Here is a 22,449-nt window from a genome sequence, read left to right as displayed (position 1 = left end):
AGGGGAGTTAGCCACAAAATGATTAAATACCCGACGCTCGAAAATAAAGCTACAATAGGAATCACCGCACCATCCTCCGGTGTGGGGCCCCATTTGCATCCCATGCTTAATCGTGCATGCAGCAGGATGAATGAGCTGGGCTTCACGGTAGTTTGCGGAAAAACGGTTCGGACCCAGGACAAGGCCAAATCCTCACCCGCTAGAACACGCGCCGCAGAGCTTAACGAAATGCTTCAGGACGACAGCATTAATATGATCATTCCCCCTTGGGGCGGCGAGCTGTTGATTGAAGTCCTTGAGCATATTGATTTTGAGAACCTGAAAAGCAAGTGGATTCTAGGATATTCGGATATCAGCCTGCTGCTTCTCGCCATCACCTTAAAGACGGGGATAGCAACCGCCCATGGCCCATGTCTTATGGATTTGCGAGGAGAAATAACGGATAACACTACCGGAATGTGGCAAGCGGTGGTGTCCACAAAAACCGGTGAATCCGTAGTTCAGCATTCTTCCCAGCTATATCAAAAAGAATGGAACTCGGACAATTCAACGCCTTCCATCTTCCACCTCACAGAGCAAACTTCATGGAAAATCGTCTCGCAATCAAGTGTGAAGCTTCAAGGCCGCTTACTAGGCGGATGCGTCGATTGTATTAGACACTTGATCGGTACACCTTATGGGGATGTTCGGCATTTTCAACAGCATGAATTAAGTGATGAACCCATAATTTGGTATTTGGAAAATTGCGAGCTAAACACTGCGGACCTCCGTAGGTCCCTGGTACACATGAAGCTGGCCGGCTGGTTTAATCATTGCTCGGGCCTGATGTTCGGTAGAAGCAGCAACAAGCCGTTTGATAATTACACCGCCGAGGATGTTTATCAGGAGCTGGCAGAGGAATTACAGCTCCCAGTTATCTATGACGCCGACTTCGGGCATGTTCCCCCGCAAATGACGCTAATTAATGGAGCTTTTGCCGAGGTAGAAGTCAGTGAGGGCAAAGGAACCTTAAAGCAGTCTTTTATTTAGTTATGTTTGTCTATCCAACACGAAAAAGGCAGCCATGAGGCTGCCTTTTCAAATAATTATCCCGAAATGTGGATTACGAATACTCCTCCACGATCTGCACATATTTCCGCACAACCCCGGCTCGTTCGGCTTCAACCTCGTTTTTCGCCGATTCCAAGTCTGCCAGTATACGGTCAACCTCGGATAATTTACTCTGCACCAGGCCTAACATATCCGCGATTTCCCCTTGCACCAACCAATCGGAGATCAGTCCGTCGAAAAAATAGTCCGAAAATTTCAGCATTCCGCTGATATTAAGGTGCGATGGGAGAGTTTATCGCGCAGTTCGCCTTCAAATCTCGCCATACTGTTCTGAGCCGCATAAATATAATTCATGGCCTCGTCGATCCGGTTATGCTTGATATGCGTAGAAACCATCCCGCCGCCTAACAAGTCGTAGGTTCCCCAGTTTTTAGCCGACCCAAGCTCAGCCTCGGCACTGGTTAAATTTTTACGAACAGATTGGCCAGCGGAAATCGCTTCCTTCAGCTCTTTAAGCTGAACGGTTAGCTTGGCTCGTTCCTCCGCTAATTTCATAAGTTCCTCATTCTGCTTTAAAATCTGCTTTTCCTTCGCCTCAAATACGGATTCATAATCCATTTTCCAGTAGCGAACTTGCCGCCATTTCGGCTCCAGTTCGGCAATTTGCTGCTTTATACCCTGGATCGTGCTCTCACACTCATCGAACTTAAGCCTAGCTTCAAGCACATCCCGTTGCTCTTGGTCCAGTTTTCCTTTTTTGCTGCCTAGAATCGTATAAAGTAGATTGGACAAAGACATCCCCATCAGCTTCTGGACATCCTTCTCTTCTGAAACCAGCTTCATCCGCCATTCTTCACGCGAAAGCTCCCAATTGGACAAGTCCTGCTTAAGCTGCTTCAAACGGCGTTCCCATTTTTCCTTGTTTCGCCCTTTTTCTTTAAGCTCCGCTAAACGCTCGTTGAGTTCTTCAAACAAACCGATCCCCCCAGGATAAAGCCCCATTATCCTCTGCTTGTTTTACGATGAGCTCACACAGGCGGTGGCTTTCCAAAGCATCCTGAGGCGTTATCATAGGCGCTCGCCGCTCCCGTACGCAGGTCAGAAAATGCTCGATGATCTGCACAAAACCTCTTCGATACAGCACCGGATCCCAGTCGTTAAACTTTAAAAGCTCTTCAACGCCCCTGGATAAATGGGCCGTAGTATTTAAACCATCGATTCGCCACTTATTGCCAGGATTCATCACCTCGAGAACTTCATCGTTCCCCCCGGAATCCCGGTTCATCATACCGGTACAGATGAAGCCATCACCCTCGAGCTGAAGCATCACGTGGTAAAGCTTCCCGTCATCAACATGGGATGAAATACGAACGTCCTTGACGTCTCCTGGAGCTAAGTAGCGTATGGTATCCACGACATGGATGAAATCATCGAGGACGAATCGTCGAGCGAAATCCGGGGACGATATCCGGTTTTTTTGCAGCAAGATCAGACGTCGATCGTCCTTCTCCTTCATCGCTGCATACATCGGGGCAAACCGCCGATTAAAGCCGGTCATTATCATGACACCCGCCTGCTCGGCTAACCCTGTCAAACGCTTCGACTCCTCGTAATGGTAAGAAATCGGTTTATCCACATAAACATGGATACCGCTACGTATAAGCTGCTCTACGATAGACGAATGCGCTTCCGTTGCCGCATGTATAAAGGCCGCCTGTATGCCAGATTCAATCAGCTTATCTACACTGCTGGCCGTTTTCGGAATCCGATATTTGTGGGCCAAACGATCCAGCGTTTGTTGGTTTCTCGTACAAAAAACGAGTTCAATCCCTTCTTGCTCCGTAAGGACCGGCAAATACGCCTTACGCGCGATATCCCCGAGTCCGATAATCCCGATCCGCATCGCAACCCCCCCCTTACTGTGATTGGTACCTCTCATTTATGATTATGCCTGTTCTACCCCGTCCGGGCCAGAACGGAAAGCCCTCCGGTTCATCCACCCCACAACGGTCGCCAGCACAGTTAAAACGGCCGCTAACAGATACATGTTCACAATGCCGAACAATTCGGCAATGCCGCTCATAAACAGCAGGGAAAGCCCGAAGATGGTGTTCGACAGCGTCGCTTGCGCAGATAGCACTTTAGGCAGCAGGTCTTTATCGACGCTGCGTTGAACCAGCGTACGCCCCGATACCGCTGCCAGCTCCGCAAAAGGTCCTGTAATAAGAACGATAAAAAGCGTTAGAGGAGCCGAAGTATTGAGCGCAAACCAAGCTGTCAGTGCAGCATAACCAATCATCCCTAATAGCATGGCGCCAAATATGTTACGATTAAGCCGATTCGCCATCGCTACGACCAGCAGCCCGCCAAGCACAGCCCCGGCGAAATAACTAGCGTTGATGTAACCCCACCAAGCTTCATCCTTCATCAATATCTCCTTAACAAAAACAAGCAGAAACGCCCCAGCCCATACGGAGCCGCCGATCATGTCAGTCATTTCAATCAGCGTCAGCGAGCGGAGCCGTGGTGACCTCCACAAGGCGATCCAGCCCTCCTTGAGCGTATCCCACCGTGACGGGGTAACCGAAGTTTTCTCGGCACCAGCTTCTTTCGCCAGTTTTTCAACATATGCCGCTGAAGCTGACCGTACATCCCAAAAGCTGCCTCGTTTGGGTTCGGTAGGATCCTCAATTAACGTTGTGACCGCCATGGCTAAACCATACCCTACAGCTACGAGAAGCAGCACTGGAAAATAACCGAGCCAGGCGACCATCAAACCGCTAACCGCCCAGCCTGCAAACAGCACGATTTGGTCTGTCGTGGCAATCATCCCGTTCGCCTTCATCAAGGCTTGATCAGTAACCAACCGGGATACAAGCGCATTGCGGGTTGGCGTCGTCCACCCGTCAAGAAATGAGATCGCCAGGATTAACCCATAAAGCACATAAAGATTACTTCCTCCCCAAGGCGATACATAGCCAGCCATCAAGGCAAACAGCAGAAACTGACCGCATTGCGAAAAACTTAGCAGAAAGGTGAGTCTGTATTTGGCAATCATGAGCGGAGCCAGCAGACCACTCAGCAGTTGGGCGATTACCCGTATAAAAGGCACCAGCGTCGCAAAGACGACCGAGCCGGTTCGATCCAGCACAAAAGTAATTAAGGCTACCGTATAAAAGACATCGACCATATTGGATAAGGTCTGTGAACTCCATAAAAAATAAAAGGACCGCTTGATCATGGCTTTGTATGCTCCCTTATTCAGTTTTAGTCCCGAGGCACCCGGGGTAATGGAAGTGGTTCAAAGTTGATCAAATCGGTCTAAGTGCCATACTTTCAACCCCTAATGTTAAATTAGTTTAAATTTTAGCTATGTAGTCTGCATCTGCGTTAACATTTATATGATAAGCTGGGACAAATGCCCCCAGTTTATCGTTATTTTATTTTTAGAGAGGAGCAGGATACTGCTTGGATACAGAAACTCGACTGCAAGATCATTTCTCGCATAATGCTGCGCCTCAGAGCGTATTCCGCCGTATTATGCAAATTTTTGCCGTCTCCGCCAAACTAGGCGTCACATCGTTTGGAGGGCCCGTTGCCCATTTAGGGTATTTTCATGATGAATATGTAAAAAAACGTAAATGGCTGGATGAAAGAAGCTATGCGGAATTAGTTGCGTTGTGCCAGTTCCTTCCTGGGCCTGCCAGCAGCCAAGTCGGGATGGGTATTGGCCTTTCCCGGGGCGGTCTTGCCGGGGCAATTGCCGCCTGGCTTGGTTTTACGATGCCTTCCGTCGTTCTCCTCGTTTTATTTGGCTTACTGCTGCATGGAATGGACGTAGGCGGAGCCGCCTGGCTTCACGGCTTAAAGCTAACTGCAGTCGCCATTGTAGCGCAGGCGATTTGGAGCATGGGCAGCAAACTGGCTGCCGGCCGCAGCCGAGCAACCATTGCCGTGCTGGCTACTGCAGCAACCTTGCTTTGGCAAAATGCATTTAGCCAAATTTTAATCATCGCCGCAGCTGGGCTCACCGGACTTTGGTTATTTCGCAAATCTTCGCATAGCACCGCTCTCGAAGATGGAACCAGATCAGAAGCATCGTTCTTGGTACATATCAGCCGCAAATGTGGGATGTTTTGCCTTGCGCTATTTTTTGGCCTGCTTGGCTTCCTGCCTGTGCTAAGCCGGTTATGGCCAACTGAAGGCATACAGCTGTTCGACAGCTTCTATCGCGCGGGATCGCTTGTTTTCGGCGGCGGACATGTCGTGCTGCCGCTGCTTCAAAGCGAGGTCGTGCCGAGCGGCTGGGTGAGCGAGTCGGACTTCTTAACAGGGTACGGGGCAGCGCAGGCGGTTCCGGGACCGTTGTTCACGTTTGCCTCCTATCTGGGCACCGTGATGAGCGGTATACCCGGGGCCTGCATCGCCACGATCGCCATATTTCTGCCCGCGTTTCTGCTTATCGTCGGCGTGCTCCCGTTTTGGAATGCTCTCCGGCGCTATTCTAAAGTTCAAAGCGCTCTACAGGGCGTAAACGCCGCTGTTGTCGGCATCCTGCTTGCCGCCTTATACAACCCGATCTGGACGTCAAGTGTACATGATGCCAGTGACTTCATATTGGCACTGGTGCTTTTTGCCATGCTCGTGTATTGGAAGCTTCCGCCCTGGACTGCCGTGATCGCCGGTGCCGCAGGTGGGCTGCTGCTTGGTATGATCGGATGAACGGCCAACCCTAAGGCTCGTAGATCATTTTACGAGTCATGCCGCCGTCAACGACCAAATGGACGCCAGTCACAAAGGTGTTGTCCGGATGTGTTAGATAAAGGCACGCACGGGCAATATCCTCCGGCACGCCAACCCGACCGGCCGGATGCTGCACATGATCGATTTCACGCAGCGCACTGTAGTCGCCGTTCTCAATCCAGCCGGGACTGACGCAATTCACGCGGATGCCATCACTTCCCAGCGATACGGCAAGCGCATGACTGAGCGAGACGATCGCCCCCTTGGAAGCGGCATAGGCTTCCGAATGGGGTTCAGACATCAACGAGCGGGTTGACGAAATGTTTACGATCGATCCGCCGTGTCCTCTTTTTCTCATCGATTGGGCTGCCTCACGGGAAGCCAAAAAACAGCTGCGCACGTTCGTGTTCAGCACGTCGTCCCAATCCTCAACCGTTAGCTCATCAAGCGGTTGAAAACGGGATACACCTGCATTATTCACCAGAATATCTACACCGCCAAATTCGTGTTCTGCCGTCTGAATTAAGCGGACAATGTCCTGTTCCTTCCTAACGTCACAAGGAATGAATAAGGCTCTACCTCCCGCTTCGTTGATTTCACCTGCCGTTTCAGTACCCGTATCCGCATTTATCTCCGCCAATACTACGGAGGCCCCTTCTTGGGCGTAAGCTTTCGCGATCCCCCGGCCAATCCCTTGCCCAGCCCCTGTAACAATTACTGTTAAGTGTTTGAAAGACATCTGTAGTCACCCTTCCACACAAGCTGCAGTATCCCGAATCAAATGAGGAAGCCAATCATACACGGATTCAAAACAATAGCCGGCTTCTTGAGCTTTCGAATGATCCATGACCCAAGAAGCAGAAATGCCAAATGGGGACATATGCTCCGCTACGGTTTCTGGCCGAATATCAGCTTGTTTTCCCGTGATTTCTTCAATAACCCCAATGATCCCGCCAATCGACATACTTCCGTCAGAACAGGCATTGACCGGTCCCATCAGGGGTGATTTACTAAGCCATAGCAAAAATGAAGCCGCTTCTGCCGAAGTGATCAGTGACATCGCCGCTTCAGGGTTCGGTACGCCAATCGGTGTTCCGTGCATTACCCGCTCTACATGAAAATGCAGCCTGCGCGTATAGTCGTCGGGGCCGAGTACGATCGGAATCCGCATTGCGCATACCGGAAAATCTGCCTTTTGGAAAAAAGCCGCCTCCGCTAGCCGTTTTCCTTCGCCATAGCTAAAATCCGCCGCTTTCCCCGTCCGCAGTTTGTAACCATACGGGTCGAAGTCAGATTCTGTAATCACCTGCTCACTGAAATCGTATACAGATAACGTCGAGGTCAGGATGTAGCGACCAACTTGCCCGTCAAAAGCACGAACGGCAGCAAACGCGTCATCAGGCGAATAGCAAATGTTGTCATACACGATGTCCCACGGACCGGCAGCCGCGGCAAGTCTAAGCGCTTCCTCATCCTTTCGGTCAAGTCGGATAGACTGAACAGGGGCATCATATTCTACTTTAGAAAGCCCTCGGGTTGCTACCGTAATTTCATGGCCCCCTTCCAGAAGTAGCAGATTGACTAGTCTTTTCCCAAAGTAACGGGAGCCTCCCAAAATTAATATTTTGCTCATCAGTTGCCTCCTTCTTTATCTCGGCCTTTCTGCTGAATCAATGCGATTAACCTCATTTACTAGCAAATAAACTCTTCATCAATGCCAGACCGCTCACGAGACCGAAGAAAAATAGCTGAGGCCCTCCCACCAGTTCATGGTAACGCCAGATATGAATCTGCTTGATATATACGGAAAACAAAGGATAAATCAGTAGCAGAAAGCTCGGCAGAAACACCGAGAAAAATAGCGGACGATTAAATGTGCGACGGTTCGGCAATCCGTTCAGCAAGCTCATGTACAAGCCGAAGGCAAAGGCGTAAACAATGTCAGCAATAAGACTGTATTTAAGATCATAGAAAGTTCCTGTCTTCTGATCCATCATGACGGTGAACTTATGCCCATAATAAATAAGTACGAGCGCGCCAACTGTCCATAGCAAATAGTAAAAATACCCTTTGTTCGAATTTTTCATGCTACTGATTCTCCCCGAATGAATGTATTGATCCCTTCTTTGGTCCGGCACTGCCGGCTTTCACATGCTTGAGCTGCGCTACGATAATGACGCTGATGACGACAAGTAAAAGCCAGGAGGTGATTTTTCCAAAATGAACGAGCCTCCACACATGCTCCTGATCCGGATAGGTCCACGCTCCGAGAAAGGTTGAAATATTTTCCGCGACCCATATGAAAAAGCCGATCAGAAAAAAAGACAATGTCAAGGGCATCCGCAGTGTCCGATCACCCAGCGTAAAATAAACGGTTGTGCGGAAAAAGATGATGACCAAAAGTCCCATCAGCACCCAGCGATAGTCACCGATAAAATGATGGGTAAAAAAGTTAAGGTAAATCGCCGTACTTATGGCTACCGTGTAGATTGCCTTCGGCCAACCTGCGATCTCTAAGTGGAACCGCCGCCAGGCCTGACAAATATAGCTCGCCACACTGGCGTACATGAACCCGCTGTACAGCGGAACCCCAAACACCTTGGTCCATCCGGGCTCCGGGTACGACCACGAACCCATATGTACTTTGAACAACTCTAACGCGAGGCCAATAACATGGAACATACAGATGACCTTTAATTCATCCACCGTTTCCAGCTTGAAGACCAGCATTCCGATCTGCGCGAGCAGGCAAATCATCAGGATCAGATCATATCGGGGCAACCCCGGAATTTCAAACAGCTTCGTTACGGCAAGCGCCCCAAAAATAATTACCGGAAAAATACAGGATAAAGCCTGCAGCCATCCGAACAGGAAAAGTTTACGTATCCAGGCCATGCTACCCTCCAAGCTTTTCAATCTACCGAGGCTCTAGCAGTCTCCAACTCCAATCCTGCATTCTCTGGCAGTCACTCAAATTTTATCACAAACCGCCTTTAATGTCCGTTTCCAGCCGCAGCCGTGGCCAGATTTGTAGCCACCCCTTGCTTTCCACCCGCTGCTTGAATGTAGCATAATCTCGAAAATAAGGGCTTTGACGTACCCGAAGCTCCAGCAGATCATCGAGTCCAAATGGGGCTATCAATTCTATGTTTCCATCGGTAACCAGCCGGGCGCCTATGGCGGTCGCCGTTTCCGGCCAATGCAGCATCGCTTCTTCTACCGAGCAATACGGCTGATCGCCATTTTTTAAATGCATGCGGGCCTGGTTTTTTGCGGACCAGTTTCGCTGTGGGCGTACTCTTCTTAAAGCTTCGTCATACTCCTTCTCAACCTCTTCATTTAAGCAGCTCGGGTCAAAATATAGGACATCGACATCATGGAGCGGAGTGTTCTGAGAATATCCATGCTGCAAATCCCAGACGAAGTTGCGAATATACCCTGCCGCGATGCAGCCCTGCGGAAGTCCTAAATCAGCAACCGCCTTGAAATCCGCTATCATTTCAGGCTGATTCATGATTGCCTGCTTCAGCTCGAAGGCACTGTGAATCGCCAAATCATTCATGCCTTGAATCATTTCGAAGACACCGTCTTTCTGTAGTTAATAAGTCAAAAGGGTTATACTCCACTCCTATGGAACATAACCCTTTTCCTTTTTATTATTGCCGCAAAGCTTTGTCCTTTGGCAGCAGAACTGTCAGCAGGCCAATTAGCGGCAGATATGAACATAGCTTCATAATGAACAGGATCCCCGCCTGATCGGCGAAATTGCCGAGTACGGCCGAGCCAAGCCCGCCCAGACCGAAGGACAGTCCGAAGAACAAGCCTGAGACGAGTCCCACCTTCCCTGGGAGCAGTTCCTGCGCATACACGACGATAATCGAAAAAGCGGACGACATAATGAACCCCGCAATCACAACGAGAATCCCGGACCAGAATAGGTTTGCGTAAGGGAGCAGCAAGGAAAACGGTGCCGTTCCGAGAATCGATATCCAAATAATGTTGCGCCGCCCATAGCGGTCCGCAATCGGCCCGCCAAAAAAAGTTCCTACAGCGGCCGCGGCCAGGAATGCGAATACGTACCACTGTGCGGTTTCCTTTGCAAGTCCATAATGATCCATCAAAAAGAACGAATAAAACGTGGAAATGCTGATAGAATACACATTTTTTGAAAACAGCAGCAGAACTAAAACCGTAATGGCAAGCCCCACTTTTCTTCGGCTAAGGCTTGAGGTACGCACACTATCCTTTGTCCCTGCGGAGTGACGCACCTTCGGTTTTAAATCTTGCGAGCCATACCATCTGGCTACAAAGAACTGGATGACGATCGCTGCAATAGCTGCGAAAGCAAACCAAACGACGCTGGTTTGACCAAGCGGAATGAAGATGAGCGCTGACATAATTGGCCCGAGCGATGCCCCAAGGTTACCGCCCACCTGAAAAATCGACTGAGCCAATCCTCGCCGCGAACCGGCCGCCAAGTAGGCGACCCGTGACGATTCTGGGTGGAACACCGAAGAGCCAAGGCCGATCGACGTAACCGCAAGCAGTACAAACCCGTAGCTGGGAGCAAAGGCCAGCATGACGATGCCGGCCAATGTAAAACATACACCCAGCGGTAAAATGTACGGTCTCGGCCGGACATCGGAATAAAGGCCGACTAGAGGCTGAAATACCGAAGCCGTGATATTCATAGCAAATGAGATCCAACCGATTTGCCCATATGATAATAGCAGCGATTCGCGTAGCACTGGAAATAAAGCGGGAATCGCCGACTGCATCGTATCGTTAAGCAGGTGAACAATGCTGATGGCGAACAGGATTGGATAAACCGTCAGCACTGGGGAAGCTGGTTTTGTTGCGGCAGTATGGTTCATGCACACCTCTTTCGAACCTAGGTTCTATCTCTCTGTGATTTAAAAATTAAAATTGTCCGGATCCGCCCCAAACCGTTTATTTTGGTTCAGACTATCGATAATGCGCATATCTTCCCCAGTGAGTTCAAAATCGAAGATATCGGCATTTTGGGCAATGCGTTGTTCATTAACCGATTTAGGTATTGTGATCACGCGCTCCTGCAAATCCCAGCGCAAAATGACCTGTGCCGCGGTTTTGCCATACTTTTCTCCAATCGCTCTGAGCGCCTCGTTCTCAAGCAGTTTCCCGTGACCCAGCGGTGACCAGGCTTCCACCTGGATCCCCTTCGAATCGCAGTATTGCCGCAGCTCTTGTTGCGATAACTGAGGGTGCAGCTCGACTTGATTCACCGTAGGCACCACTTTGGAATCAGCCATCAAATCCTCCAAATGATGAATTTGAAAATTGCTGACCCCGATAGCCCGCGCTTTGCCTTCCGCATAAATTTTTTCCAGCGCACGCCACGTATCCTTGTATTTTCCCTTCACCGGCCAATGCACCAAGTACAGGTCAACAAAATCCAAACCCAGCTTGCCAAGGCTCGTTTCAAAGGCTCGAAGCGTGGAATCATAACCTTGGTCGCTATTCCATACCTTTGTCGTAATAAACAGCTCTTCCCGAGAAACTCCGTTCTCCTGCATCGCTTCTTTGACAGCCTTACCGACGCCTTCCTCATTTTGATAAAAAGCGGCCGTATCAATGCTTCGATATCCTAAACGAATCGCCGTTTTGACCGTCCGAACGACCTCTTCTCCCTCTTCAGCCTTAAACACACCTAGCCCAAGCCAAGGCATTTTTACCCCATTATTTAGTGTGACGGTGCTCTGCAATCCTTTTAGCATCTTCTAGTCCTCCTAAGATATGGTTTGTGTCATTTCAAAAAGAGAGCATGGCCCCTGTCTCGTCGAACACGGCAGACGGGTTCCAGGCCACTTCCCATACGTTAAATTCGGGATCAGCGAAATAAGCGGATCGCCCGCCCCAGAAAGCCTCCACCGGCTCCTTCAAAATCGTAGCTCCAGCCGCCCTCGCCTTTTCAATAGCTACATCGACAAGCTCTGGCTCTTCAACATTAACCGCTAGCGTGATTCCGCGAAATGATGGCTTGGCCTCAGTTGTCGTTTCGACACTGAGCCCTGCGTCTAATGCCAGGTCTTTGTAAGGATACAGGCTTAACAAGACACCGGCCGTCGTAAATACGCTGTAATCATCTGAACTTGCTGGGGTGTCCTCCCAGCCCAGGCGCTGATAAAAGGCGCGTAAGTTTGCTAAATCCCTTGCTCCCAAAGTGACTAAAGAAACCCGCTGCGGTATCATTGTTATCCCTCCCCAATGAATATAAACCCGATTCTTATCAGCAAAATACATGATGTCTTTTTCTGGTATCATAATTCTAGTATTCATTATCCTACCTCAATTTTGGGAAATTGAACAGGTGGTTGCACAAAGTGTGGCGTCCAATACAGGATTAAGCAAAAAAACGCCAGCAGTAAGGAGAAATCCCCTACTCTCGCGTTTTTTTAGCCTTTTATTTGTCAGATATTAAGCAGCGACCAGCGTTTAGGCGGTCTCACTGCGTCGACGAAGCTTTTGTCTGGCTCGGTACAGCACAATTTTAAAATGAGATAAAGAAATGCCCATCAGGTCGGCTGATTCTTGATAAGAGAAGCCATGTACATCATATAAAAGCACAGCATGCTGCTGATTCGGCTGAAGCAGGGAAAGCTGTGCATAGAGCTCTTTCGTGTTCTCCTGACCCAGTACAAGTCTTTCCGGCGTCTCGTCACAAGCGTATTGATGAAAGAAATCATTTTCGTAAACGGACGAGCGGCTTTCTTTTCTTAACGTATCGATGTAAGCGTTATGGGCAACGCGCAGAAGCCAGGCTTTCGCTTTACGCCCCTCCGCTCCCTCCAAATGCTTAATGGCTCGGCAAAATGTCTCCTGCATCAAATCTTCCGCAGTATGATGATTGTGGCACAAACTATACAAATAACGATATACATCGGTTTTATATTCACGGTAAAGAAGATCCATCGAGTGGATATTCATCTTGTTCCCCCTCTTTCTCCCTTAACTGCCGAAGCCATAATTCAGCAGCTTGATCGTATCGTTCCAAACGCCATCCTCGGTTGAATGCAGCACGACGCTGATCATATTTTCACCTTTACGGGACGCCGCACCAACAAAGCAGTAGCCTGCTTCGTCTGTATACCCCGTCTTAATCCCGGTAGCCCCCTGATAATACCAAGGACCGTGCTTCTGCAGCAGCTTATTCCGATTCTCAAATGTAGCATTCCTTTGACCGGGACGTTTGACTTGATGAACCGTTTCCTTGAGTATGGTCCGGATTTCCGGGTGATTCATGGCTTCCCGAGCTATAATGGCTAGGTCTTTGGCCGTGGAGTAATGATCCGGATCGTGCAGTCCGTGTGGATTGACAAAATGACTATGGGTAGCCCCCAATTGTTTGGCCCGATTATTCATCAGTTCAGCAAAATAACGGATAGCTTTCATAGGCTCCATCTGCTGTCCCGTTTTTCGCTCCGCAATGTAGACGGCGGCTGTTCTGGCCGCATCGTTTCCAGATGGCAGCAGCATCGCTGCCGCAAGATCCTTCACACTTAGCTTCTCGCCTTCATACAATCCCGCCGAACTTTCATCAGGAGTTCGCCGCTCTGCTTCAGAGCCGACGGTAACGATGTCGCCCACATCTCCCGATTCCAGAAGGATTAGTGCGGTTAATATTTTGGTGGTACTCGCCGGGTACATTTTCCGGTTCATGTGATCTCCATATAAAATTTTTCCCGAGTCCCGGTCCATGATGAGCACCGCTTTCCCCTCAAGGCCAGCCAATTCAGGCGTTTTCCAGTCGCGCCACTTCGTCTCCATCTTATCGATCACATCGGAGCTATACTGACGTATTACTGGTATTTTGCCGCTAACCAATAAAAGTACAACGATGAGAATCATGAACATGAACCACTTTCGCTTAAACAACAAAATCGCCTCTCTCAATCCTTAAACCCTATTTCTCTCTAACTTTATCTTTTTCTTTAGCCCCTGCTTCCAACGTTAATTATGAATTTTAGAGTTTTCGTCCCGTCTAAGAAAATCTTAAGTTTTCATTAAGAAATCCCTGCATTTTCCTTAAACGAAGCATAAAAAAACGACAAACTTGTCATAAGTTTGCCGTTAATACGCTCATTTGGTTATGCGATGTAGCCTTACGGTAAATATCGTACAATACTCATTACTTTCAACAGTTATCGTCCCTTGATGCAAGTCAACGATATGCTTAGCGATCGCCAGACCGATTCCAGAGCCGCCGGTTTGCGTAGCCCGGGACTTCTCCACCCGGTAGAATCGGTCGAAAAGATGCGGCAAATCCGATTCAGGAATCGGCTCACCGTAATTGACTACTTCGGTAACAACTTCTTCATCTTCCAGACGACCGCGAATATCGATGAATTTACCTTCCTGACCATAGCGGATCGCATTGGTGATCAAATTTTCGTAAACGCGCCGGAGCTTGTCTCCGTCTGCATTCACATATAGATGAGGGCCCTGCAAATATAGACGACATTCCATGCCGCTCTCCTGCATCTGCCAGCCCAAGTGCGCGGAAATTTGATTCAGCATTTCAATCAGGTCGATCCGCGTTTTTTGCAGCTTCATTTCCATGTTCTGCATTCGGGTGAATTCGAACAAGTCTTGGAGCAATTGCTTCAACCGAAGCGACTCCTCATAAGCCATGTTGACGTAATAACGGAGCTCCACTTCATCCCGGTAACGGTCCTGCTCGATCAAGCCCAAATAGCCTGTGATTGAGGTGAGCGGTGTACGCAAATCATGGGACACATTCGTAATCAGCTCATTTTTCGTCTGTTCCGCACGGCGTTCTTCTTCGATGGAGGTCCTCAGCCGGTCAACCATCCGGTTAATGTCCGTTGCAAGCTGCCCCAGCTGGCCTACATTTTCTACCGGTATTTTTCGGACAGAGCCCTCTTCGATTTTGTGCACCTCATCGATTAACAAATTCAAATACTTCTTTTCCTGACGTCGAACGCTGCGGCGATAAAAATAGAGCGCAAACAGAAGCATAATGGGTACGCCAGCCAGGTAATAAGCCTGCGGAAATCCGATATTTCGATTTACCCAAAGTATTGCTCTGTAAAATGTTATATCCGGAAACAGGAAGAAAAACAATTTTGCCAAAAAGACCAAAATCAGCAATGATAACAAGGAAGTGACGATTGTCCAGAAAAGCCAGGCCACAAAACGCAAACTAGCTTTCAATTTTGTAGCCGACCCCCCATACCGTACGGATCAGCTTTTCACCGTCCATTTCTTTCTCCAGCTTATCGCGAAGCCGGCTAATATGTACTGTCACGGAATTGCTGCTCTCCAAATATTTATCCTTCCAAATCAGTTCAAAAATTTCTTCCGAGCCGAATACTCGGCCGGGATGGCTGGCCAATAAAAATAAAATACCGAATTCGATCGGCGTCAATTTAACGGGATTGCCATCTACGGTAGCCGTATGCGTCTCCTTGTCGATTTGAAGAGAACCGATTTTAATGATGTGATCCTGCGGAGACGCAGGAGGTGAAGCAGCATAGGAAGACCTGCGGAGCAGAGATTTCACTCTTGCCACAAGCTCCAGCGGATTAAACGGCTTAATCATATAATCGTCCGCCCCGGTCATCAGGCCGGTGATTTTGTCCATATCTCCATCTTTAGCGCTTAACATCAATATCGGTGTTGTTCGTGTCTCACGGATTTTCAAGCAGACCGAAATCCCGTCTAATCCTGGCATCATAACATCCAGAATAATCAGATCGACCTCATCGCTCTCTACGATTTCAAGTGCGTGGATTCCGTCCGCCGCTTTGATGACGTCATAGCCTTCGTTTACCAAATAAATCTCTATCAGCTTAGCGATCTTATCGTCATCATCAACGATCAGAATTTGTTTACTCATTTGCAAATTCATCCTTTATTTGAGCTGGATTGACATACAATACCATCATACCATGTCGCTTGAGGCAGTTAACAAATAAAAGGTTAAAAAACAATTACGATCCGTAACTTTCTGGAAATAGGGATCGGCAACCGTGCGATTTATAGGTTTTCGACCTCCACACTGATCACGTGGTCGATCGTCCGAATAAAGTGATAGATCTCCGTTGTATACTCTTTTTCCGAAGCGGCAATCACCATGTCGACCCGCTGTCTGCCTTCCTCTAAATCTTTAATCTTAAGCCGGCGGATATGATGTTGACTGCCTTTTACCCCGTGACCGTTTTCGGCCTTTCCTTCAAGGATATGGATCAGATCCGTTACATTGCCATGTTCCTCCATTACGATTTTGACGGATACGTCACGTTGATTCAGCTTATAAGGGCCAACCCACTTGATCAAGTAAGGAACGAAATTAACAGCAATGATCAGAAGAACAACCGTCAGCGCCGCTTCAATATAAAAACCGGTCCCGATCGCGATACCTATTCCGGAAGCCGCCCAAATCATTGCAGCTGACGTAAGTCCGGATATACCTTCATTGCTCCGGCGTAGAATCGCGCCCGCTCCCAGGAAACCGATCCCGCTGACAACTTGAGCCGCAAGACGCATAGGATCCATGTTGGGATGACCTTGTCCGGCAAACTTCTCATAGGCTTCTACCGATACAATCGTTACTAAGCAGCTGGCAATACAGATAACCATGCTGGTCTTGATGCCGAGCGGTTTCTGCTTAAGCTGGCGGTCAATGCCGATAAACAGCCCGAACAACAAAGCTAAACATAGTTTTAAAATCATTTCCAAGTTAAAATTCATGGTGCATCTCCTTCAATCACTTAAAGTGAGTATAATTGTATTCGGCTGATTTACGCAAATGAATCAAAAGCCTTTATTTATTATTATAAACGAAATACAACAACCTCACGGTTATACAAATAGAAAAAGGCTGCTTTAAGGTTGTATGACCTTAAGGCAGCCTTTTTGCTTATGAATTTATTTAAAAAGATTAGAATTTCGCAGCAAGCTCAGCCGCACGTTTTACGCCGTCCTGTACGATTTGCTCAGCGCGATCCGGGAATTGGTTGTGGCCTTCAACGACAATGGTTTCCGGATTGTTAATGCCCCAGAAAGCAAGCGTGTTCTTCACATAGTTCAAGGACATTTCCAGCGCAGCCATAGGACCTTCGGAATAAACTCCGCCGCGGGCTTGCAGTAAAGCGATCTTCTTATCGCCAACCAGTCCGACAGGACCTTGCTCCGTGTACTTAAACGTTTTACCGGCTTGGTTCAGATAGAACAAATAAGTGAGCAATTGAGCCGGGATCGTAAAGTTCCAGAGCGGAAATGCAAATACGACTTTATCCGCGCCCAGGAATTGATCCAGGTACGTGTTCGCCAGGTCAGCGGCTTTTTGTTCTTCCGGCGTTGTCGGAATCCCATTGCCGAGCTTATACAAACCGGTCATCAAATCGTTATCGTAGTAAGGGAGATCCGCTTCAAACACATTCAGTTCTGTAACCAAATCTTCAGGATGCGTTTCTTTGTATGTTTTCAGAAAACTTTCGTACAATTTGACCGTTACGGATTGATCCGCAGGGCGGTTGTTGGCTTTAACAAACAATACATGTGACATATTGTATAATTCCCTCCAAAGATGAAATAAAATGATGTACTATAGATTTAACAGTAAGTATTTATTAAACTGTTACTATTCTAAGTATAGTTATAATAACGTTTATCTAAAAATTTGTCAATTCGAGCACGCGAACTAATTTTTTGGCCTCTCAACCCATCCTTGCTCCAAAGCATACCTCGTTAGTTGAACCCGGTTTTCCAGGTGCAGCTTCTGGAGAATGTTTTTCAAGTGGTTCTTCACAGTCTGATCGGAAATGTGCAGAACTCCAGCAATCTCGCGGTTGGTCATCCCTTTAGAGACCCAACCGAGAATTTCACGCTCTCTGGCGGTTAAAGGCGGTTCCCCCCCTGCGTCCTTGTTCGATCGTGGAAATTCCTGCAAAATGCGCAGCGCAAGCTCACGGGTTAAAGGAACCTCGTCGCTGGCGATGGAACGCAAATACTCCAGCCATGTACCAGGCTCCAAATTTTTAAGCAAGTAGCCTTGGGCACCCTGTTTTAACGCTTCGAACAAATGAGCGACGTCGTCCGACACCGTAATCAGAACGATCTTTACATACGGGTAACGAAGCTTGATTTCTCGAGTTGTCTCTAGGCCGTCCTTGCCGGGCATATGGATGTCCATCAGGATCAAATCCGGCATCCACTGCTCCGTCTGAACGATCGCTTCGTCCCCGTTTTCGGCATAACCAATAATCTCAAAACAGTCATCCTCTGCCAAAATATCCCCAATCGCCTCACGAGCATGAGGATGATCATCTACAACTAATACACGAACCTTCACTCAAGCTCCTCCTCCTTCAATTTCAAGCGTCGTTTTGCCTGGCCGAGATGAAACCGTAAGACGCCAGCCCATACTCTCCGCTCTTTCTTGAATAATACGAAGCCCATATCTTCCCTTCTCCGGTGCCCGCCCAGCCTGAAATCCTACGCCTTTATCGGTCACGCGCACGCTAAACCTCCGCGCATCCCCACTGCCCCAAACGTAGACTTTCTGTACTTCGGCGTGCTTTCCTGCATTCACAATTGCCTCCCTTATACAGGAAAGCAGCTCCATTCTCGCCTTAGGAGACAATGCTTCCTCCTTCAGCTTCCAGTCGAGCTCAAGCTTCATCTGCCGCTCGGCCGCCATTTGCCTAATTTGCGCGGGAATAGATACCTCCTGCTCCCTGCTATTTCGTGAATCGGGAGGAACCCGCAAATCAGAAATCGCCTCCCTTACGTAGCGGTTTACTTCTTGAATCGTCCTGCGCAGCTCATTCCAGTCGTAATCTTGTCCGGCCTCTGCTTGCTGCCGCTCGGCTCGATCCACTTTCACCGAAAGCAGAAACAAAGATTGGGCAATCCCATCATGAAGCTCCCTGGCAAGCAGCTCCCGCTGCTCCAGCTTTGCCTTGAGCGACCGTTCCCGCTGCAACTCCTCCTGCAGCTTTTCCAAATACGAAAACCATCGATACAACAGCGTAACGCTGATGATAAACAAAATAATCGGGGTCAGCACATTCCCGAGCTCCATAGATAGATACGGCATTAAAAATTGGTGGCGGACATATTCCCATAAACCGATAATCATGGTTGGAACGATTAAGATCATCCATTTGGTAAATTTGTATGACATCTTGGACCCCCGCAAAAAATGTTTGATTTCACCACGACTATACTTTACATGTCAGGAACTGGCAAGCCTAGGCTAATGAAAGGATCCCTCCAATGACTTAGCTCCGTAAAAAAACAGGGTGGATTCGGTCTCCACCCTGTTTGTATTGGTAAGTGCATTATTTTATAACAATTTCTTGATTTCATCTTTAATGGATTCAGACTGCGGACCGAACACGACTTGGACCGCACCTTTGCCAAGTCTCATGACGCCGGAAGCACCGAGCTGCTTGAGCCCAGCATCGTTGACGGCTTTCTCATCTTTGACGACGAGGCGTAGCCGGGTAATGCACGCGTCGACAGAGTCGATATTATCAGGTCCTCCGATTTGCTTCAAAATTTTAGCCGCCCTACTGTCCTCAGCAAGAGCACCTGGGTCGTCATTCTCCTCGGTCTCTCTCAAATCTTCATCCTCTCGTCCCGGTGTTTTCAATTTCAGCTTGATAATCAGCAAACGGAAAACAACGTAGTAGATCACCGCCGTCACTAAACCAACGGGGATTAACAGCAGCGGCTTCGTCGAAATCTGATAGTTGATGGCATAATCGATAAAGCCCGCCGAAAAACCAAAGCCCAATTTCATTCCTAAGGCGTAAGTCACATAGGCCGCAACACCTGACAGAATAGCATGAATCCCGTAAAGAACCGGTGCAACGAACATGAACGAAAATTCCAGTGGTTCGGTAATGCCAGTAAGAAACGAAGCAAGCGCAGCCCCCAGAAAAATGGAGCTTACCAGCTTGCGCTTTTCCGGTTTGGCGGTGTGAATAATGGCCAATGCAGCAGCTGGAAGGCCGAACATCATGATCGGGAAAAAGCCGGTCATGAACATTCCCGCCGTTTTATCCCCGGCAAAGAATCGATGTAGGTCACCATGTATCACTTCACCAGCGCTATTCGTAAAATCGCCGATTTGGAACCAAACGATCGAGTTGATAATGTGATGCAGGCCAAATGGGACAAGCAGACGGTTGGCGACAATATGTATAGCCGATCCAACGCCCCCTAAGCTGGTCACCCAGTTGCCAAACGTATCCAACACGGACTGAATAGGTCCCCAAATCAATCCAAAAATTAAGCCGACCACAACCATTGTTACGGCTGTTACCATAGGAACAAACCGCTTGCCGCCGAAGAAGCCGAGCCAATCAGGCAGCTTGATATTATGATATTTTTTGTAAAGATAAGCGGAAATACATCCAACGATAATGCCTCCAAGAACCCCCATATTCAGCTTTGTGTCCGGAGACTGCATCAATTGCGGAAATATGCCGGGAACCCGTTCAAGCACGTTCAGCAGAATCAATTGCCCAATCACCGCAGACAAGGCAGCAACCGCATCCCCCGCGAGTCCGATGGCGACGCCGACGGCAAAAATAAGAGGCAAATTATCGAATATCGTTCCTCCGCCAGCAGCCAGAAAAGGAGCGATATACGTGTTTAAGAAGCCTCCTACGTCTGCACCAAGATGAAAATCTTTAATGTAGTCAATATTTCCGAACCTGAGTAAAATAGCCGCTGCAGGCAGCGTCGCCACCGGGAGCATCAGCGACTTCCCGATTTTTTGCAGAAAAGCTAGCATAAGCCATCATCCTTTCCATTTCCGGATTTACTTCCTAATTAATATTCCGGGAACCTTGTGGGAACTATACCTATTTTCTTGGGACAGGCACAAAAAAGAGCCAAGGAAAACACCTATGTAATAGGTTTGTTTTTCCTGGCTCGTGCCCGCTTGAGGTGGTAACACGCCATCGTTTTCTAGGTATTCAGTTATGGAAGTATGATAAATTAACGGACAAACTGTCGTCAATGGAAATTTATCGATCGGGCCGTACTTTGCGTGTTGCGGTAGCCGAAAGCGGATCGTCAGGCCAGTAATGCTTAGGATAGCGGCCTTTCAAGTCTTTTTTCACATCAAAGTAAGTATGCTGCCAGAAGCTTTGCAGATCCGAGGTTACCTGCACAGGTCTCCCAGCAGGGGACAACAGATGCAATGTGATTGGAACTCGGCCATACCCGATTCGCGGAGTAGCCATCATGCCGAATACCTCTTGCAGCCGTACTGCGGCATAAGGCGCTTGCGGCCCTTCATAATGAATTTGTATTTTGGAGCCGCTCGGAACGAGTAGATGCGTTGGTGCTTCATTGTTCAGCTCTTGCTGCTGCCCCCACTCAAGTTGGTTCTCAAGGATGCTATAGAGCGATAAAGCCTCCAGATCCGACCGCTTGCGAATGCCCTGCAGGTATGGGGCTAGCCATTCTTTGGCGGTCTCGGTCAAAGCTTTGTCCGAAACATCAGGCCAGCGGTCGTCCAGGCGATGCAAAAAGAGCAGCCGTTCCTGAAGTTTCCGAGCTTTTTCGTTCCACGGTAAAATCGTAACACCCTTCTCATTAATGGCTTGGAGCAGCGCTTTTGTGATCTGTTCGGGACTCGGCTTTGCTTCTGGGCGCTCCTTCAGCACGATGGCCCCGAGTCTCTGCCGCCATCTCGCCCGAACCATGCCCGCCTCATCATCCCAGATTGCGCTGGTCTCCTCTGCAATCTCCTTGCGGTAATAAGTATAAAGATCGTTTTCATCCAATGGAGCCGCTAGAAGAATCCGTCCTTCTGTACCTTCATCGTCAACATCCGCCAACGCCAGATAAGAGGCTGTACCTAAAGACTCTTTTACCATAAGGATTGCTCCGCGACCATTTCTAAGCAAATATCGTCCATCTGGACGACGGCTGGCAATCCGATCCGGATACGCAAACGATACAAGCAAACCGCACCAACGGTCCGGATTTTCGGTTGCTTTCGCAGGCATTACTGAACTTGTGGCAAACGATGACACGTCTTCTTCTAAATAGGGCTCGTTGTCATTGTCATCGAGATCGAAATCGGGATCATCCTCTTCGATGAACACCCCCGGATTAAGCGATTCGTCAACTGCGCCCGCAGAGCCGGATGCCGGATGCTCTAAGCTTGCTGCGAGCCGCTTCTCCCACTGGCGGATCTGGAACAAGATCCGCTGCAGGCCGTCCCGGTCTATTTCATGACCGGTAGAGATGGATGCGCGGCCGCCGGCTTCTGCCGCCAGGACGAGCGAAAGCCTTGGCCGCAGATCGCTGTCGCGGCCAGCCGCGCCCTTGAGCAGGTCGCGCTCCTCGAGCAGCGCCGCGAGACGACAGCCGAGCGCGCCAAGGCCAAGCTCGCGCGACCGCAGCAGCATGTGCGCGAGGCGCGGGTGCAGGCCGAGCGCGGCCATTTGCCGGCCGTGAGCAGTGATGCGGCCGGCCTCATCCAGGGCGTCCAGCTGCCGCAGGAGCTGGACGGCCCCGGCGTAAGGCGCAGCCGGAGGCGCATCCAGCCACGCGAGCTCGGCCGGCGAGGCGGCGCCCCACGCCGCCAGCTCCAGCGCGAGCGGCGCCAGGTCCGCCTCCAGCATC

24 protein-coding genes are annotated in these 22,449 nt (G+C 49.1%); 2 read left to right on the top strand and 22 right to left on the bottom strand.

Features of this window, described 5'->3' with window-relative positions:
* Positions 1-18 precede the first annotated feature (18 nt).
* A complete protein-coding gene (locus ACFQ3W_RS20035) occupies positions 19-1,029 on the top strand; it encodes a S66 family peptidase (RefSeq protein ID WP_379321012.1) in 1,011 nt (336 codons plus the stop codon).
* 73 nt (positions 1,030-1,102) lie between these two features.
* Here the strand turns inward: ACFQ3W_RS20035 and ACFQ3W_RS20030 are convergent, their stop codons facing one another.
* From ACFQ3W_RS20030 to ACFQ3W_RS20015, 4 genes are read right to left on the bottom strand one after another with little or no spacing between them, the layout of a single operon-like run.
* Entirely contained in the window at positions 1,103-1,312 is a 210-nt protein-coding gene (locus ACFQ3W_RS20030; protein WP_379321011.1) for a hypothetical protein, read from the bottom strand.
* Positions 1,306-2,025, bottom strand: a complete 720-nt coding sequence (locus ACFQ3W_RS20025) for a hypothetical protein (RefSeq protein WP_379321010.1) — start codon at positions 2,023-2,025, stop codon at positions 1,306-1,308. The genes ACFQ3W_RS20030 and ACFQ3W_RS20025 overlap by 7 nt, the downstream gene beginning before the upstream one ends.
* Entirely contained in the window at positions 2,018-2,953 is a 936-nt protein-coding gene (locus tag ACFQ3W_RS20020; protein ID WP_379321009.1) for a Gfo/Idh/MocA family protein, read from the bottom strand. The genes ACFQ3W_RS20025 and ACFQ3W_RS20020 overlap by 8 nt, the downstream gene beginning before the upstream one ends.
* 42 nt (positions 2,954-2,995) lie before the next feature.
* Positions 2,996-4,291 carry an MFS transporter gene (locus ACFQ3W_RS20015; RefSeq protein WP_379321008.1) on the bottom strand — a complete coding sequence of 432 codons (1,296 nt, stop codon included), beginning with the start codon at positions 4,289-4,291 and terminating at the stop codon, positions 2,996-2,998.
* A gap of 299 nt (positions 4,292-4,590) precedes the next feature.
* Between ACFQ3W_RS20015 and ACFQ3W_RS20010 the strand changes: the two genes are divergently transcribed.
* Complete coding sequence (locus ACFQ3W_RS20010) at positions 4,591-5,772, top strand: chromate transporter (RefSeq protein WP_379321085.1); 1,182 nt, start codon at positions 4,591-4,593, stop codon at positions 5,770-5,772.
* A 10-nt stretch (positions 5,773-5,782) separates the two neighbouring features.
* Here the strand turns inward: ACFQ3W_RS20010 and ACFQ3W_RS20005 are convergent, their stop codons facing one another.
* From ACFQ3W_RS20005 to ACFQ3W_RS19920, 18 genes are all read right to left on the bottom strand, one after another.
* On the bottom strand, positions 5,783-6,532 hold the full coding sequence (locus ACFQ3W_RS20005; protein ID WP_379321007.1) for an SDR family NAD(P)-dependent oxidoreductase: 750 nt from the start codon (positions 6,530-6,532) through the stop codon (positions 5,783-5,785).
* Between the two features lie 6 nt (positions 6,533-6,538).
* Positions 6,539-7,426, bottom strand: a complete 888-nt coding sequence (locus ACFQ3W_RS20000) for an NAD-dependent dehydratase (RefSeq protein ID WP_379321006.1) — start codon at positions 7,424-7,426, stop codon at positions 6,539-6,541.
* Between the two features lie 52 nt (positions 7,427-7,478).
* The gene (locus ACFQ3W_RS19995) at positions 7,479-7,880 is read right to left on the bottom strand and encodes a hypothetical protein (RefSeq protein WP_379321005.1); all 402 of its coding nucleotides are present in this window, start codon (positions 7,878-7,880) and stop codon (positions 7,479-7,481) included.
* A gap of 1 nt (position 7,881) precedes the next feature.
* Positions 7,882-8,688 (bottom strand): DUF817 domain-containing protein, encoded by an 807-nt coding sequence (locus tag ACFQ3W_RS19990; protein ID WP_379321004.1) that lies wholly within the window; start codon positions 8,686-8,688, stop codon positions 7,882-7,884.
* Between the two features lie 85 nt (positions 8,689-8,773).
* Positions 8,774-9,367 (bottom strand): nucleotidyltransferase family protein, encoded by a 594-nt coding sequence (locus ACFQ3W_RS19985; protein WP_379321003.1) that lies wholly within the window; start codon positions 9,365-9,367, stop codon positions 8,774-8,776.
* An 82-nt stretch (positions 9,368-9,449) separates the two neighbouring features.
* The gene (locus ACFQ3W_RS19980) at positions 9,450-10,667 is read right to left on the bottom strand and encodes an MFS transporter (RefSeq protein WP_379321002.1); all 1,218 of its coding nucleotides are present in this window, start codon (positions 10,665-10,667) and stop codon (positions 9,450-9,452) included.
* A gap of 39 nt (positions 10,668-10,706) precedes the next feature.
* Complete coding sequence (locus ACFQ3W_RS19975; RefSeq protein ID WP_379321001.1) at positions 10,707-11,549, bottom strand: aldo/keto reductase; 843 nt, start codon at positions 11,547-11,549, stop codon at positions 10,707-10,709.
* Between the two features lie 34 nt (positions 11,550-11,583).
* A complete protein-coding gene (locus tag ACFQ3W_RS19970) occupies positions 11,584-12,024 on the bottom strand; it encodes a VOC family protein (RefSeq protein WP_379321000.1) in 441 nt (146 codons plus the stop codon).
* 243 nt (positions 12,025-12,267) lie between these two features.
* The gene (locus tag ACFQ3W_RS19965; protein WP_379320999.1) at positions 12,268-12,759 is read right to left on the bottom strand and encodes a sigma-70 family RNA polymerase sigma factor; all 492 of its coding nucleotides are present in this window, start codon (positions 12,757-12,759) and stop codon (positions 12,268-12,270) included.
* Positions 12,760-12,780: 21 nt separating this feature from the next.
* A complete protein-coding gene (locus ACFQ3W_RS19960; RefSeq protein WP_379320998.1) occupies positions 12,781-13,725 on the bottom strand; it encodes a D-alanyl-D-alanine carboxypeptidase family protein in 945 nt (314 codons plus the stop codon).
* Positions 13,726-13,911: 186 nt separating this feature from the next.
* Positions 13,912-15,006, bottom strand: a complete 1,095-nt coding sequence (locus ACFQ3W_RS19955) for a sensor histidine kinase (RefSeq protein WP_379320997.1) — start codon at positions 15,004-15,006, stop codon at positions 13,912-13,914.
* Complete coding sequence (locus tag ACFQ3W_RS19950; protein ID WP_379320996.1) at positions 14,996-15,691, bottom strand: response regulator transcription factor; 696 nt, start codon at positions 15,689-15,691, stop codon at positions 14,996-14,998. The genes ACFQ3W_RS19955 and ACFQ3W_RS19950 overlap by 11 nt, the downstream gene beginning before the upstream one ends.
* A gap of 140 nt (positions 15,692-15,831) precedes the next feature.
* On the bottom strand, positions 15,832-16,545 hold the full coding sequence (locus ACFQ3W_RS19945; protein WP_379320995.1) for an MgtC/SapB family protein: 714 nt from the start codon (positions 16,543-16,545) through the stop codon (positions 15,832-15,834).
* Positions 16,546-16,735: 190 nt separating this feature from the next.
* The gene (locus ACFQ3W_RS19940; protein ID WP_379320994.1) at positions 16,736-17,362 is read right to left on the bottom strand and encodes an FMN-dependent NADH-azoreductase; all 627 of its coding nucleotides are present in this window, start codon (positions 17,360-17,362) and stop codon (positions 16,736-16,738) included.
* Between the two features lie 135 nt (positions 17,363-17,497).
* Positions 17,498-18,148 (bottom strand): response regulator, encoded by a 651-nt coding sequence (locus ACFQ3W_RS19935; protein ID WP_379320993.1) that lies wholly within the window; start codon positions 18,146-18,148, stop codon positions 17,498-17,500.
* A complete protein-coding gene (locus ACFQ3W_RS19930; protein ID WP_379320992.1) occupies positions 18,149-18,982 on the bottom strand; it encodes a sensor histidine kinase in 834 nt (277 codons plus the stop codon).
* A 162-nt stretch (positions 18,983-19,144) separates the two neighbouring features.
* A complete protein-coding gene (nagE, locus tag ACFQ3W_RS19925) occupies positions 19,145-20,602 on the bottom strand; it encodes an N-acetylglucosamine-specific PTS transporter subunit IIBC (RefSeq protein WP_379320991.1) in 1,458 nt (485 codons plus the stop codon).
* A 235-nt stretch (positions 20,603-20,837) separates the two neighbouring features.
* Positions 20,838-22,449, bottom strand: a 1,612-nt coding sequence (locus ACFQ3W_RS19920) for an ATP-dependent helicase C-terminal domain-containing protein (RefSeq protein WP_379320990.1), incomplete at its 5' end; no start/stop codon positions are given.

Origin of the sequence: Paenibacillus puldeungensis, from assembly GCF_042678945.1 — a bacterium.
Lineage (GTDB): Bacteria > Bacillota > Bacilli > Paenibacillales > Paenibacillaceae > Fontibacillus > Fontibacillus puldeungensis.
The sequence above is the reverse complement of the archived record's forward strand: the minus strand, read 5'-3'. Positions and strand labels throughout refer to the sequence as shown.